Origin of the sequence: Mangrovimicrobium sediminis (assembly GCF_004745945.1) — a bacterium.
GTDB classification, from domain to species: Bacteria; Pseudomonadota; Gammaproteobacteria; order Pseudomonadales; family Halieaceae; genus Mangrovimicrobium; species Mangrovimicrobium sediminis.
This window is the reverse complement of the sequence record NZ_SRLE01000012.1, coordinates 264,052-278,084: the sequence shown is the minus strand read 5'-3', so window position 1 is coordinate 278,084 and position 14,033 is coordinate 264,052. Positions and strand designations below refer to the sequence as shown.

At 68.2% G+C, this 14,033-nt stretch carries 12 protein-coding genes; 8 read left to right on the top strand and 4 right to left on the bottom strand.

Going from position 1 to position 14,033, the window contains the following annotated elements:
- Positions 1-13: 13 nt before the first annotated feature.
- From E4634_RS17490 to alr, 6 genes are all read left to right on the top strand, one after another.
- Positions 14-745 carry a 5-oxoprolinase subunit PxpA gene (locus tag E4634_RS17490; protein WP_135445948.1) on the top strand — a complete coding sequence of 244 codons (732 nt, stop codon included), beginning with the start codon at positions 14-16 and terminating at the stop codon, positions 743-745.
- Positions 746-752: 7 nt separating this feature from the next.
- Positions 753-1,430, top strand: a complete 678-nt coding sequence (gene pxpB, locus E4634_RS17485) for a 5-oxoprolinase subunit PxpB (protein ID WP_135445947.1) — start codon at positions 753-755, stop codon at positions 1,428-1,430.
- Positions 1,427-2,365 carry a 5-oxoprolinase subunit C family protein gene (locus tag E4634_RS17480; RefSeq protein WP_135445946.1) on the top strand — a complete coding sequence of 313 codons (939 nt, stop codon included), beginning with the start codon at positions 1,427-1,429 and terminating at the stop codon, positions 2,363-2,365. Before pxpB ends, E4634_RS17480 begins: the two co-directional genes overlap by 4 nt.
- Positions 2,362-3,192 carry a DUF4392 domain-containing protein gene (locus E4634_RS17475; protein ID WP_135445945.1) on the top strand — a complete coding sequence of 277 codons (831 nt, stop codon included), beginning with the start codon at positions 2,362-2,364 and terminating at the stop codon, positions 3,190-3,192. Before E4634_RS17480 ends, E4634_RS17475 begins: the two co-directional genes overlap by 4 nt.
- 72 nt (positions 3,193-3,264) lie before the next feature.
- Entirely contained in the window at positions 3,265-4,122 is an 858-nt protein-coding gene (locus E4634_RS17470; protein ID WP_135445944.1) for an aminotransferase class IV, read from the top strand.
- Positions 4,123-4,133: 11 nt separating this feature from the next.
- Entirely contained in the window at positions 4,134-5,222 is a 1,089-nt protein-coding gene (gene alr, locus E4634_RS17465) for an alanine racemase (protein ID WP_135445943.1), read from the top strand.
- 13 nt (positions 5,223-5,235) lie between these two features.
- On the opposite strand, the gene E4634_RS17460 is transcribed toward alr, so the two are convergent.
- Positions 5,236-6,390 carry an acyl-CoA dehydrogenase family protein gene (locus E4634_RS17460; RefSeq protein WP_135445942.1) on the bottom strand — a complete coding sequence of 385 codons (1,155 nt, stop codon included), beginning with the start codon at positions 6,388-6,390 and terminating at the stop codon, positions 5,236-5,238.
- Positions 6,391-6,546: 156 nt separating this feature from the next.
- Between E4634_RS17460 and E4634_RS17455 the strand changes: the two genes are divergently transcribed.
- Positions 6,547-8,055, top strand: coding sequence for a Ppx/GppA family phosphatase (locus tag E4634_RS17455; protein ID WP_240725229.1), 1,509 nt, complete (start codon positions 6,547-6,549; stop codon positions 8,053-8,055).
- Positions 8,056-8,088: 33 nt separating this feature from the next.
- Here E4634_RS17455 and E4634_RS17450 read toward each other — a convergent pair whose 3' ends face one another.
- The 3 genes from E4634_RS17450 to E4634_RS17440 form a co-directional block, all read right to left on the bottom strand.
- Positions 8,089-9,393, bottom strand: coding sequence for an ammonium transporter (locus tag E4634_RS17450; protein WP_135445940.1), 1,305 nt, complete (start codon positions 9,391-9,393; stop codon positions 8,089-8,091).
- Between the two features lie 231 nt (positions 9,394-9,624).
- Complete coding sequence (locus tag E4634_RS17445; RefSeq protein WP_135445939.1) at positions 9,625-10,662, bottom strand: general secretion pathway protein GspB; 1,038 nt, start codon at positions 10,660-10,662, stop codon at positions 9,625-9,627.
- A gap of 7 nt (positions 10,663-10,669) precedes the next feature.
- Positions 10,670-12,397, bottom strand: a complete 1,728-nt coding sequence (locus E4634_RS17440) for an ExeA family protein (protein WP_135445938.1) — start codon at positions 12,395-12,397, stop codon at positions 10,670-10,672.
- 366 nt (positions 12,398-12,763) lie between these two features.
- Between E4634_RS17440 and E4634_RS17435 the strand changes: the two genes are divergently transcribed.
- Complete coding sequence (locus E4634_RS17435; protein ID WP_135445937.1) at positions 12,764-13,996, top strand: HD-GYP domain-containing protein; 1,233 nt, start codon at positions 12,764-12,766, stop codon at positions 13,994-13,996.
- Positions 13,997-14,033: the final 37 nt, after the last annotated feature.

Genomic DNA, 14,033 nt, shown 5'->3' with positions numbered 1-14,033 from the left:
GGAGACAGCGACAATGCTACTCAACTGCGACCTGGGTGAGAGCCACGGCAACTGGGTCATGGGCATGGACGCCGAGGCCATGCCGCACATCGACCAGGCCAACATCGCCTGCGGCTTCCACGCCGGCGACCCGCTGACCATGCGCCGCACGCTCAGCCTGGCGGCGCAGCACGGGGTCAGCGTGGGCGCGCACCCCGCCTATCCCGACCTGGTCGGTTTCGGCCGGCGCTCGATGAGCCTCAGTGAGGAGGAGATCATCGCCGACCTGCACTTCCAGGTAGCGGCGCTGGACGGCATGGCGCGCAACGCCGGTCTCGAGGTCAGCTACGTCAAACCCCACGGTGCCCTGTACAACGACATGATGGCGCGCGCCGAGGTGCGCGACGCTGTGCTGAAGGCGATCTCCAGCTATCACCGCCCGCTGGCACTGATGCTACTGGCCACCCCCCAGGCGGATGCACACCGCGCCGAGGCCGGCGCCTACGGAGTCGAGTTGCTGTTCGAAGCCTTCGCCGACCGCTGCTACGAGGACGATGGCGCCCTGCGCTCGCGGCGCAAGCCCGGCGCGGTGCACAGCCGCGAAAAAATGCTCGAGCAGGTCGCCCTGCTGAAGAACGAAGGCGTGGTCATCACCCACGGCGGCCACACCCTGCCGCTGGCGGCGGACACCCTGTGCGTGCACGGCGACAACCCCGAGGGCGTGCAGGCCATCCGCGACATCCGTGCCCTGGTGCACGGGAGCTGACACCGCCGTGGAATTGCACAGCGCCGGCGAGAACGCCCTCATCCTCTACCTCGGCGACAGCGCCAGCCCGGCGGTGTCCACCCGGGTGCAGGCCGCTGCCGTCGCGGTGGAGGCGGCGCTGGGTGCGGACCTCATCGACCTGGTGCCCTCCTACGCCTCGCTGCTGATCATCTACGACCCCATGGCCACCGACCATCTCGCGGTGCGCGCGCGGGTGCGCGCCTGCCTGGCAACCCTCGCGGAGACCGCTGCGGAGGAAGGCCGCTGCGTGGTGCTGCCGGTGTACTACCACCCGGAAGCGGGTGAAGACCTGGAGGCGCTGGCCCAGCGCGCCGGCCTCAGCGTGGATGAGGTCATCGCCGCGCACAGCGGCTGCGAATACCGCGTGTACGCCATCGGCTTCGCCCCGGGCTTTGCCTACCTCGGCCAGGTGGACGAGCGCATCGCCGCGCCGCGCCTGGCCACCCCGCGCCAGCGCGTACCGCGCGGCGCGGTGGCCATCGCCGACCGCCAGACCGCGGTCTACCCGGCGGCCTCCCCCGGCGGCTGGAACCTGGTCGGGCGCTGCCCGGTCCGCATGTTCGACCCGGCGGCGCAACCGGCCATGCCGGTGGCGGTGGGCGACCGGGTGCGCTTCGAACCGATCGACCGCGCCCGCTACCTGGCCCTGGGGGGCGAGCTGTGAGCCTGCGCGTCACCCAGCCCGGCGTGCTCGCCCTGCTGCAGGATCGCGGGCGTTTCGGCCAGCACCGCCTGGGCCTGACCAACGGCGGCCCGCTGGACCCGACCGCCTTCGCCTGGTGCAACCGCCTGCTGCAGAACCCGGCCGACGCCACCTGCGTCGAGGTCAGCTTCGGCGGCCTGCACCTGGAAGCCGGCGTGGACACCAGCATCTGCCTGACCGGCGCGAACATGCCGCTGGCGATCAACGAGCGCGAGTGCGAACCCTGGGAGGTGCACCCGGTGCGCGCCGGCGACAGCATCGCCCTGGGCTTCGCCGAGCGCGGCTGCCGCGCCTACCTCGGTGTGGCCGGCGGCTTCGAGATCCCGCCGAGCTTCGGCAGTGCGGCGACGGTGACGCGCGAACAGATCGGCGGATTGCACGGCGGCAAGCTGCAGGCCGGCGACCTGCTGCCCTGCGCCACTCGCCGCGACTGCCAGCGGCTGTACCTGAGTGCGGAGCAGCGCCCCCACTACTCCAGCGTGGCGACGCTGCGGGTCATCCCCGGCTACCAGGACCATCACTTCAGCCGCCTGCAGCAGCGCCGGCTGTTCAGCCACGCCTACGCGGTGTCGGCGCGCAGCGACCGCATGGGCTACCGCCTCGAGGGCCCGGCCATCGCCTGCGACATCGACGGCATTCTCTCCGAGGGTATCTGTGCCGGCGCCATCCAGATCCCGCCGGACGGCCAGCCGATCGTATTGCTCAACGACCGCCAGACCATCGGCGGCTACCCGAAGATCGGCTCGGCGCTGTCGCTGGACTGCGCGCAGCTGGCACAGCTCACCCCGGGCGGCGCGGTGTACTTCGCGCCGATCACCCCCTACGCGGCACACAACGCACTGCACCTCGCGCGCAGTTACTTCAACAGCCAGACCGTGGCGGAACGCAAACCATGAACGACCTGGAAATCAGCGTGGCCATCGAGGCCGCCCTGGTGGCGCGCAACCCGCGCCACATGCAAAAGGCCCGCGCGGCCCTGGAACCCGGCTATTACCTGCGCGCGGCGAGTATGCTGCGCGATGTCACCGGCACGGTGCTGATCGGCACCGGCTTCCCGGTGGAGAATACCTTCGAAACCGACGGCCCGGTGGGCGCCATCGCCCTGTACCGCGCGCTGGAAACCCTCGGCGCGCAGCCGATAATCGCCTGCGCGGCGCCGCTCTCGCGCTGTATCGACGACCGCCACCGGGTACTCAACCTGCTCACCTGCGATATCGAGCAGGCGCGCGGCGAGGCGCAGCAGCACCTGGCCGAACTGCAGCCGGCGGCCATCGTCTCCATCGAGCGTCCGGGCCTGGCCGAGGACGGCCGCTACTACAATATGCGCGGCGAGGACATCAGCCCGCGCACCGCCTGCTTCGATCACTTCCTGGACCTCGCTGACTGCCCGACCATCGCCATCGGCGACGGCGGCAACGAAATCGGCATGGGCAATATCGCCGATACCATCGCGCAACTGGACATCCGCGCCTCGGTCACCCGCTGCGACGAACTGCTGGTGTCCGACGTTTCCAACTGGGGCGCCTACGGGCTGATAGCCCTGCTGGGCCACTGGGCGGGGCGCGACCTGCTCGCCGATATCGCGCCGCTCGATATACTGCGCTACCTTTCCAACAGGGGCAGTGTCGACGGCGTGACGCGGGAAAACACGCTCACCGAGGACGGCCTGCCCGCCAGCGAGGGCGCGGCGGTGATCGAGCAATTGCGCACCCTGAGCCGCTGAAACGGCGCACTTTTTAACCGGCGCGTACCGCAGGTGCCGCCACCAGCATTACAGTCACACGGGAACCTGAGTATGAGCATTGTCTATCTGAACGGCGCCTATCTGCCCATGGAAGAGGCCCGCATTTCGCCGATGGACCGCGGCTTCCTGTTTGGCGACGGCATCTACGAGGTGATTCCCTCCTACGCCGGGAAGCTGGTGGGCTTCGCACCGCACATGGCGCGCATGCAGGACGGCCTCGACGCCATCGAGATCGAATACCAGGTGGACCAGGACGCCTGGCGCGGTATCGCCGGCGAACTGATGGAGCGCAACGGCGGCGGCAACCTCGGCATCTACGTGCACATCAGCCGCGGCGCCGACAGCAAGCGCCACCACGCCTACCCCAAGGGCATCGCCCCCACCGTGTTCGCCTTCACCTTCGAGATTCCGCCGGAGCCGCGCGCGGACAAGTCCAGCGCCGCCCCCTACAGCGTGGTGACCGCCGAGGACCTGCGCTGGCGCCGCTGCAACATCAAGTCCACCGCCCTGCTCGGCAACGTCATGCACTTCCAGCAGGGCTACACCGGGGCGCACACCGAGACCATCCTGTACAACCACGCCGGCGAGCTCACCGAGGCCTCCGCCTGCAACGTGTTCGTGGTCAAGCACGGCATCGTCGCCACGCCGCTGCTGGATCACCAGAAGCTGCCCGGCATCACCCGGCAGATCCTGCTGGAAATCCTGCGCCGCGACGGCAGCATCCCGGTGCAGGAGCGCGTGATACAGAAATCCGAGCTGGAGGATGCGGACGAGGTCTGGCTGACCAGTTCGACCAAGGAGATCGCGCCGGTGGTGAGTATCGACGGCAAACCGGTGGCGGACGGCCAGGTAGGCGATGTCTGGCTCGCCGCTCAATCACTGTTCAGCGCACACAAGTTCGATTTCTGAGGGCGCCGCCCATGGCCAGACCCAACCAGGCAAAGATCGACCTCCACGCCCTGCTGCACAACCTCGGCGTTGCGCGCAGCTGCGCGCCGCGCTCGCGGGTGATGGCGGTGGTCAAGGCCAACGCCTACGGCCACGGCGCTGTGGCGGTGGCGCGCGCTCTGGAAAAAGCGGTCGATGCCCTGGCGGTGGCCTCCATCGAGGAGGCCTTTACCCTGCGCGAGGCCGGCGTGGCGTGCCCCGTGCTGCTACTGGAGGGAATCTTCGACGCTGGCGAACTGCTCGCCTGCGCCACCCAGGGCTTCTGGGTGGTGGTGGAGAACGAACGCCAGCTGGACTGGCTGGAGCGCTCGCAGCTGCCGCGCCCGGTGGAATCCTGCTGGCTCAAGGTGGACACCGGCATGCACCGCCTCGGCGTAGCGCCGTCCCAGGCCGCAGAGTTCCACCGCCGCCTGCTGGATTGCAAAAATGTCAGCGACCACGTGGTCACCTGCACCCACTTCGCCAGCGCCGACCTGCTCGACTCGGTGCAGACCCCGCAGCAGATCGAACTGTTCAACCAGGTCACCGCCGACCTTCCCGGCCCGCGCAGCGCGGCCAACTCCCCCGGCGTACTGGCCTGGCCCGCCGCGCACTACGACTGGATTCGCCCCGGGTACATGCTCTACGGCGACTCGCCGTTCGAGGCGCCCCAGCCCAACGCCGATCGCCTGCTGCCGGTAATGACCCTGTGCTCGGAAGTCATCTCGGTGCGCGACGTGCCCGCCGGCGAGACTGTCGGCTATGGCGCCACCTGGCGCGCTGAACGGGATTCACGGATCGCCACGGTCACCGCCGGCTACGGCGACGGCTACCCGCGCACCGCCGTCAACGGCACGCCGGTGCTGATCGCCGGCCAGCGCGCATCGCTGGCGGGCCGCGTGTCGATGGACATGATTACGGTGGACGTCACCGACCTCGAGGACGTGGATATCGGTGACGAGGCGATCCTCTGGGGCGAGGAACTGCCAGTGGGCGAGGTGGCCCGCTGTGCGGGCACCATCGGCTACGAACTGCTGACCCGCATGCCGCCGCGCACCCCGCGGGTGGTGGTGCGCGGCTGAACCAACCGCGCGATTAAACCTCGCGCAGCAACTCGCGCGCCACGATCAGGCGCTGGATCTCGCTGGTACCCTCGTAGATGGACGTGACCCGCGCGTCGCGCGCGTGGCGCTCCAGCGGGCACTCCTGGGTGTAGCCGACGCCGCCCATCAGCTGCAGGCCGGTGTAACAGGCGCGGTTGGCGGCCTCGGTGGCGTAGACCTTGGCCATCGCCGCCTGCTTGTTGAAGGGCTTGCCGGCCTGCTTCAGGCAGGCGGCGTTCATCAGCAGCAGGCGCGCCGCCTCCAGCTCGGTGTAGGCGTCGCCCATCATCCACTGCGGACCCTGCATGCGGCTGATGGTCTGGCCGAACTGCTCGCGCTCGGTCATGTACTGACGCGCGTAGTCCATGGCGGCCAGGCCAATGCCCAGCGCCAGCGAGCCAATGCCGATGCGCCCGCCGGCCAGTTCCTCCACCGCGATGCGGTAGCCGTCGTCGAGTTCACCGAGCAGGGCGTCGGCGGGAATCGCGCAGTCCTCGAAGATCACCGGGCAGGTGGCGGAGGCATGCTGGCCCATCTTGTGCTCGGCCTTGCCCACGGTCAGGCCGGGGGTGCCCGCCTCGACCAGGAAGCAGGAGATGCCGCGGCCCTTGGGTTTTTCCGGGTCGGTCACCGCCCACACCACGAACACGCCGGCGTAGGGCGCGCTGGTGATCCACATCTTGGTGCCGTTGAGGATCCACTGGTCGCCCTCGCGCACGGCGCGGGTGCGCATGCCCGCCGGGTCGGAACCCGCGCCGGCCTCGGACAGGCAGAAGGAGCCCGCGGCGTACTCGCCGGAGCACAGCTTGGGCAGGTATTTCGCCTTCTGCGCGTCGTTGCCGATGGCCTGGATCACCTCGGCCACCATGTTGGTCACCGACATGGTCACGCCGGTGGAGGCGCAGCCGCGGCCGATCTCGGTCATGGCCACGCTGAAGGCGACCACGCCGGCCTCGGTGCCGCCGTACTCGGCGCTGATGTTGAGGCCCATGAACCCCAGCTCGGCGAGCTGCTTGAGCTTCTCCTTCAGCAGGTCGTAGTCCTTGTTCGCGTCGAGCTGCGCAGCCACCGGCACCAGTTCGCCGTCGGCGAACTTGCGCGCCATGTCCTGGATCATGGCCTGTTCTTCGGTGAGTGTTAAATCCATGTCGGGGTCCTGTCGTCGTGGTTACCGGGCGTCACAAAGCCGCAAATTTTACCCCAGTGAGTACGCGATGGGCGAGCGAATGGCCCACCGGCCGGTGCGGGGCACGGGTAAATGGATTACCATTGAGGTATCCGCACGCCCAGGAACCAGCGCTACGTGGCAGATATCCAGCCCGCCCCCCTTCCCGACGGCAGCCTGCTCGCCGCCGTGGACCTCGGCAGTAACTCCTTTCACCTGATCATCGCCCGGGTCGAGCACGACGAGATGCGCCCGGTCGAGGCGCTGTCGGAGAAAGTCCAGCTCGGCGCCGGGGTGGTCGACGACAAGCTCTCGGAAGACGCCATCCAGCGCGGCCTGGACTGCCTGTCGCGCTTCGCCCAGCTGCTCGGCTCGGTAGAGCCGGAGCGGGTGCGCGTGGTCGGCACCAACGCCCTGCGCCAGGCGCACAACCGCCGCGATTTCACCGTACCGGCCCGCGAGATCCTCGGCACCCGGGTAGACGTGATCTACGGCTCCGAGGAGGCGCGGCTGGTCTACCTCGGCGTCGCCCACACCCTGGCCGACGACGCCCGCGCGCGGCTGGTGGTGGATATCGGTGGCGGCAGCACCGAGTTCATCATCGGCGAGCGCTTCGAGCCGCGGCGGCTGGAGAGCCTGCAGATGGGCTGCGTGACCTTCACCCGCGACTGTTTCCCGGACGGTAAGATCACCGAGGGCAACTACAAGCGCGCCTACAACATGGCGCGCCTGGAGGTCTCGCACATCGCCGGTCGCTTCAACCGCAAACACTGGGAGGAGTGCGTCGGCTCCTCCGGCACGCTCAATGCCATCGACGCGCTGGTCACCGCCGCCGGCTGGAGTAGCGGCGGCATCACCCGCAAGGCGCTGGCCAAGCTGGAGAAAAAGCTGCTCAAGTTCAAGCAGTTCGAGGACATCAACCTGCCCGGACTCTCCGACAACCGGCGCAACGTGATCGTCGCCGGGGTCGCCATCACCTGCGCGCTGTTCGACATTCTCGACATCCAGGAGATGCGCACCTCCAAGGGCGCGCTGCGCGAGGGCGTGATCTACGACCTGATGGGAAGGCTGTCGCACGAGGATGTGCGCGAGCGCACGGTGAACGCCCTGGCCCAGCGCTACAGCGTGGACGAGGGCACGGCGAATATCGTCGAACGCCGCTGCCGGCTGTTCTACGACGCCACCCGCGCCGCCTGGAAACTCGACAAGCAGGACTGGGAGCTGCTGCACTGGACCGCGCGCACCCACGAGATCGGCACCGCCATCTCGCACAAGCACTTCAACCGCCACAGTGCCTACCTGCTGCGCAACGCGGACCTGCCGGGCTTCTCGCAGGAGGAACAGGAACTGATGGCGGTGCTCGCCCAGGGCCAGCGCGGCAAGGCGGACTCGAGCCTGCAGGAGGCCATCGCCCAGGCGCGCCACACGCACCTGCACTACCTGCTGGCGATCCTGCGCCTGGCGGGCCGCTTCAAGTACGTGGAGGCGCTGGAAGAGCTGCCGGACTTCAACGTCGAGGCGGAAGAAGCAAGCATCGCCCTGGCCTTCCCCGAGGGCTGGATGGACTCCCACCCGCTCACCGTGAGCGAACTGGAACAGGAACAGGCCCAGCTGGGCAAGCTGGGCCTGGAACTGCGCTTCGCCTGAACCGGGGCCGCGGCGACGGCCCCATGCACCGGTCTAGAGGTCGTAGCCGCGCTCGTCGTGCAGCACCAGGTCCAGGCCCTGGGTCTCCTCGTCGGCGTCCACCCGCAGGCCGATCATCGCGTCCACCACCTTGAGAATCACCCAGCTCACCACCGCCGAATAGGCGAAGGTCGCGATCACGCCGATGAACTGCACCCACAGCTGGCCGCCGATGCTGTCGATGCCATCGGAGAAACCGTTGCCGCTGAAGGCACCCAAACTGGTGGAGCAGAAGATACCGGCGAGCAGGGTACCGAGAATGCCGCCGACGCCGTGCACCGGAAACACGTCCAGGCTGTCGTCGATGCGCAGGCGATTCTTCAGCCAGTTGGTGGCGAAGTAGCAGACCACGCCGGCGCACAGGCCGATGACCACCGCCGCGGCAGGACCCACGGAACCGGAGGCCGGGGTGATGGTGCCCAGGCCCGCCACCATGCCGGTGACGATACCCAGCACCGAGGGCTTGCCGTGGCGAATCCACTCCATCGCCATCCAGGCCAGGGAGCCGCCAGCGGCGGAGAGGTGGGTAACCAGCATGGCCATGGCCGCGCTGTTGTTGGCGGCGACTGCGGAACCCGCGTTGAAACCGAACCAGCCGACCCAAAGCATGCCGGCACCGGCCACGGTGAGCGTCAGGTTGTGCGGCGGCATGGCCACGCTGCCGAAGCCGCGGCGCGGACCCATGACCAGCGCGGCAACCAGCGCCGCCACCGCGGCGGTGATGTGCACCACGGTACCGCCCGCGAAATCCTGCAGACCCATGGCGCCGAGCCAGCCGCCGCCCCACACCCAGTGACACACCGGGGCGTAGACCACCAGCATCCACACCGCGCAGAACAACAGCATGGCGGAGAAGCGCATGCGCTCGGCGAAGCCGCCGACGATCAGCGCCGGGGTGATGATGGCGAAGGTCATCTGGAAGATGGCGAACAGGGTGGCGGGGATGGTGCCGTTGACGCTGTCCATGCCGATACCGGCGAAGAACAGGTTGCCGAGGTCGCCGATGAACGGGCCCTGCTCGACGCCGTCCGAGCCGAAGGCCAGGGTGTAGCCGGCGGCGAACCACAGCAGCGACATCAGGCAGGTGAGCGCGAAGCACTGCATGAGCACCGAGAGCACGTTTTTCACACGCACCAGGCCGGCGTAGAACAGCGACAGGCCGGGGATCGTCATGAACAGCACCAGCGCGGTGGCCGTCAACATCCAGGCGGTGTCGGCGGCGTCGATGGTCTGGGCAGAAGCGGGCAGGCAGGTCAGGGTTAAAGCGGGCGCGAGGGCGCGCTGGATCGTTTTATTCATTATTGTCTCCTTGCAGCGCGAGCATCCTGCCACAAGACGACGTAAAAATTAAGGTTGATCGTTCGGGCCAGGGACCGGGGTCAGAGCCGTGGCTCTGACCCCTTGCGCGCAAGAGCCTGGATGCCGGATGGGGACCGGGGTCAGAGCCGTGGCTCTGACCCCTTACGCGCGGGAGCCTGGTTGCCGGGTGGGACCGGGGTCAGAGCCGTGGCTCTGACCCCTTGCTGCCGGCTAGAGATTGACCCAGCTGTTCAGGGCACGCAGGCGGAACTGCTTGCCCTGGAAACTGAGCACCACGGAATCGGGGAGAATCTCGTCGACCTTGATACCGGTTGCCGGGCTGCCGCCGACACGCAGCTGCCGGCCGTTGATCACCACCGAGGACTGCCCCTGTTTGCCCGAGTAGTCGTGGGCGGAATACAGCAGCGTGGGGATCGCGTCCTTGGTCTGCTGTGAAAGGCTGCCGACAAACGGCGCCGGGTGCGCGGCGAGTTCCGCGTTGGCGATCTCCGCCTGTGCGCGGCGCACCAGTGCGTCGATATCGACGCCCTCCTCGCTGGCGGTCGGCGCCGGCTGTGGGCGCGAAGCCGGCTCGGTTCGGGCCGTGGCTGCTGGTTGCGGTTTCGCCGTGGGCTGGACGGGCTTTTTGGCCGTCGCCGTCTGCGCCGCGTCGCCATCCGGTTCGTACAGGGCCGCGATTGCGGGGTCGGCCGCTGCGCTGTTGCCCGCAGATGAAGTACCGGGGTTGCCGGCGGCGTTCGCAGTCTCGGCGCCGGCTCCCATCGCAGTCGCCTCGCCCAGGGCCAGGCCCGCCACAGCGCCACTGCTCGCGGCAGATGCCGCGGCCGGCCCGGGTTCGACAGAATTGGCTGCCACAGAATCGGCTGCAACCGAATTCACTGCAGTCGGTCTCTCGAGAGCTGCCGACTCAGCTGCGACCGGTTTGGACGCCGCTTGCTGCACCTCCGCTGCCTGCTGCGCGCCCGGCTGGGCCGGTACGCGGGGCGAAGCAGAAGCAGACGCCGGGGCAGGCGCTGCGTCGGGGGCAGTTGCTACAACCGTCGCCGGTGCGCCGGCCGGCGCGGGCGCCGACGCCGGGCGCAGCAACAACCAGGCGATCACAACCAGCGCGAACAGCAGCGCAGCCCCGAGCAACCACATGGCCAGAGGCCGACGCGGTTCCACCGGCAGCGTATGCGCGGTGTCCAGACCGGGCACACCGCCGACGTCATCGCGCGATCGATTCAGGGCATCCAGTATCAGTGACATGCTCGCCTCAACCTCCGGCGCCGGTGGCGAGTGACTGCTCGCCGGACAGTGCGAGGCGCGCCGCCTCGGCGCCCGGGTCCAGGCCCAGCGCGCGGTTCAGTTCCAGCAGGGTGCGCACGCCGACCACGCCATCCGCCTCAAGGTTGTTGGCGGCCTGGAACAGCTTGACCCGCTGCTGCAGGGCGGCGTTGAACTGCTCCCCGGCCAGGGCGCGCTCGCGGCCATCGAGGCGGGCGAACAGGGCGGCCACCGCTGCCACGGCAGGGCCGCTGTCGCCAAGTGCCAGCGGCCGCTCGTAACCGGCGGGCGGGTGCCAGAGGAAGCGATAGTCGCCGCTCCAGTAAGGGGCGATCTCCGCCAGCGGTACGCGCAGCAGCGTGCGCTCTTCCAAATCCTGACCCTGGCCCAGCACCCAGGCGGTGCGGCCATCGATTCCCAGCAGCAGGACGCCGGCGGCGAAGCGCTCGGGGGTCACCGCGTCCAGCAACAGCGGGCGATCCAGGACGGCGACCTCGTTCCAGGTGCGCGCGCGTCCCTCGATGCAGGCCAGTTCGCCCACCGGGTCGTCACACAGGTCCACCGGGACCGGCCGCGCGCTGAACAGGCGCCACAGGTTTGTCGCGCCATCTTCCGGCGGCAACAACCAGGCGGAGGATTCCGCCACCGGTGCGACAGCCTGGACTGCCGGGAGCGCTGCGGCCGGGCGTGGCGGCCGCGCGGCGGGTTGCTCCACGATGCTTTGCTCGACGGCGGCCGGTTCCGGCTGTGTCACCATCGGTGGCGCGGCAACCAACGCGGGCGCCGCGGCGAACGGCGGCAGGCCACTGCGCCAGGCCCACAGCGACGCACCGCCGGCCAGGATCGCCAGCAGCGACAACCCGGCCAATACCCAGGGCCAGCGCGCCGGGGTTTCGGCCCGCTCCTCCCCCAGCACCTCGCGCACGGCCAGGCGCAGGGTCTGCGTGTCCGCGCGCCGCTTGTTGCGGCCGTAGGTACCGAGCAGGATGCGGTCGCACAGCACGTTGATCAGCCGCGGGATACCGCGGGTCTCACGGTAGATGCCGCGCACCACCGCCGCGGGAAACAGCTCGCGGTCCGCGGTCATCCCCGCCACCTGAAGGCGGTGCTGGATGTAGGCACGGGTCTCGTTGAGGTTCAGCGGCCCCAGGTTGTAGCGCGCGGTGATGCGCTGGTTGAGCTGGCGCAGTTCGGGGCGCGCCAGCAACTGGGCCAGCTCCGGCTGGCCGATAAGGATGATCTGCAGCAGCTTCTCGCTGTGGGTCTCGAGGTTGGTGAGCAGGCGAATCTGCTCCAGCACGTCGAAATCCAGGTGCTGGGCCTCGTCGATCATCAGCACTGTCTTGCGCCCGCGGGCGTGGTTGTCGAGCAGGAAGCGGTGCAGGCTGTCGGTGAGGGTCTTCAGCGTGTGCCCGTCGCGCTGGTACTCGATGCCGAGCTCGTCGCACACCGAGGCCAGCAATTCGATGGCGTTGAGTGCCGGATTGAGGATGATCGCGATATCCGTGTTCTCCGGCAGCTGTTCCAGCAGGCAGCGGTTGATGGTGGTCTTGCCGGTGCCCACCTCCCCGGTGAGCAGGATGAATCCGCCGCCCGCGCCCACCCCGTACAGCAGGTGCGCAAGCGCATCCCGGTGCCGTGCGCTCATGAACAGGTAGCGCGGGTTGACGGCAATCGAGAAGGGAGCTTCGCTGAGGCCAAAGTACTGATAATACATGCGGCGCATTATGCACGCGGCCCCGCAGGCGGTCTATCGACCGCAGTACGCCAGGACTGCGCGTCGCCGCCTGCCAGCACCCAGGCCAGGCGGTGCGTGAGAGCCTGGCGAGCGCCGCTCCAACGGCCCCGCACCCCGCCCTTTGCCGTCAACAACACGCTGGACCGGATGCCCGACAAACCACAGTAATCGCAGACGTTTACCCCAGTTTGACGACAGTTAGCGACCACTACGGCAGTACCGTGGGGCGTCTACCCAGGCGGGTGGCGAATTGCAAAAAAGTAGAGATTTTTCAGACACGCGGAGTAGAAAGGAGTAATTTCGGCTAGAGAAAAAACAGCGGCACCACTCGAACTGAGGTTGGCCATGCTCCAAACTGTGAAGGTCCCGACGACGGACCTCACCCGGGGAATGTTCGTCAGCAGCCTGGACAGGCCATGGCTGGGCACCCCTTTCCTCACCCAGGGCTTCCTCATCGTCAGCGATGAGGATATTGAGCGCGTGCGCGATTACTGCGACTACGTCTGGGTCGACGTGCGCAAGTGCGTGTACATCAGCGAGAACCTGGCACGCCGGGCCTCGGATGGCCGCCCGCGCAAGAGCATGAAGGAAATCTTCCGCGGCCGGGAACTGGCCAACTACGCCGACCAGGTGCCCTGGAAGGACGAGCACCCGCGCGCCAGCCAGGCCCTGGACGACCTGCTCGAAGACATCACCATCATCTTCGACACCGCCGCCGAGAAGGGCAAACTGGACACCCTGCGCCTGCGCAAGGCCAGCGACCCCATCGTCGCCAGTATCAGCCGCAACCCCGATGCCTGCCTGTGGCTCGGGCGCCTCAAGCAGCACGACGAATACAGCTACCAGCACTCCCTGTCGACCTCAATCTGGGCAGTGGCCCTGGGCCGGCAGATCGGCCTGCACAAGCGCGACCTGCGTTCGCTGGCCATGGGCGCCATGCTCATGGACGTGGGCAAACTGCTGGTCGACCCCGACCTGCTGCAGGCGGACCGCCCGCTGACCGACGAGGAAACCCGCGAGATGCACCACCACGTGGCGCACGGCGTCCACCTGGTGAAGAAAAGCGGCATCATCAACCAGGATGTCATCGACATGGTCGGTTTCCACCACGAGCGACACGACGGCAGCGGCTACCCGCGCGGCCTGTCCGGCGAGAGCATTCCGCCCTTCGCCCGCATCGCCGGCCTGGTGGACACCTACGACGCGATGACCTCGCGGCGCAGCTACGCCGACGCCCAGGCACCGGCGGATGCCGTACGCGTGCTCTACTCCGAGCGCGACAAGCGTTTCCAGGCGGAGATGGTCGAGGCATTGATCCAGGCCATCGGTATCTACCCGCCGGGCACCATTGTCGAGCTCTCCACCGGCGAAGTCGGGGTCGTGGTGGCCGAAAGCCGCACCCGGCGCCTGCTGCCCAAGGTTGTGCTGGTGCTGGACCGCGAGAAACGGGAATACCCCAAACCGCGCATCGTCGACCTGCAGGAGAGCCAGAAACAGAACCCCGAACGGCCGGTTTCTATCTCTCGCAGCCTGCCCCCCGAATCACACGGTATCAATATCGCTCGCTATCGCTTCTAGCCCGCCTTCCCTGCGACCCCGCCAGCAGTGGCAAACC

Excerpts from the sequence above, each read along its gene's own strand:
- E4634_RS17440 (WP_135445938.1), bottom strand. The coding sequence starts at position 12,397 with ATGTATTATCAGTACTTTGGCCTCAGCGAAGCTCCCTTCTCGATTGCC.
- alr (WP_135445943.1), top strand. The coding sequence starts at position 4,134 with ATGGCCAGACCCAACCAGGCAAAGATCGACCTCCACGCCCTGCTGCAC.
- E4634_RS17470 (WP_135445944.1), top strand. The coding sequence starts at position 3,265 with ATGAGCATTGTCTATCTGAACGGCGCCTATCTGCCCATGGAAGAGGCC.
- E4634_RS17475 (WP_135445945.1), top strand. The coding sequence starts at position 2,362 with ATGAACGACCTGGAAATCAGCGTGGCCATCGAGGCCGCCCTGGTGGCG.
- E4634_RS17445 (WP_135445939.1), bottom strand. The coding sequence starts at position 10,662 with ATGTCACTGATACTGGATGCCCTGAATCGATCGCGCGATGACGTCGGC.
- E4634_RS17460 (WP_135445942.1), bottom strand. The coding sequence starts at position 6,390 with ATGGATTTAACACTCACCGAAGAACAGGCCATGATCCAGGACATGGCG.
- E4634_RS17490 (WP_135445948.1), top strand. The coding sequence starts at position 14 with ATGCTACTCAACTGCGACCTGGGTGAGAGCCACGGCAACTGGGTCATG.
- E4634_RS17450 (WP_135445940.1), bottom strand. The coding sequence starts at position 9,393 with ATGAATAAAACGATCCAGCGCGCCCTCGCGCCCGCTTTAACCCTGACC.
- E4634_RS17435 (WP_135445937.1), top strand. The coding sequence starts at position 12,764 with ATGCTCCAAACTGTGAAGGTCCCGACGACGGACCTCACCCGGGGAATG.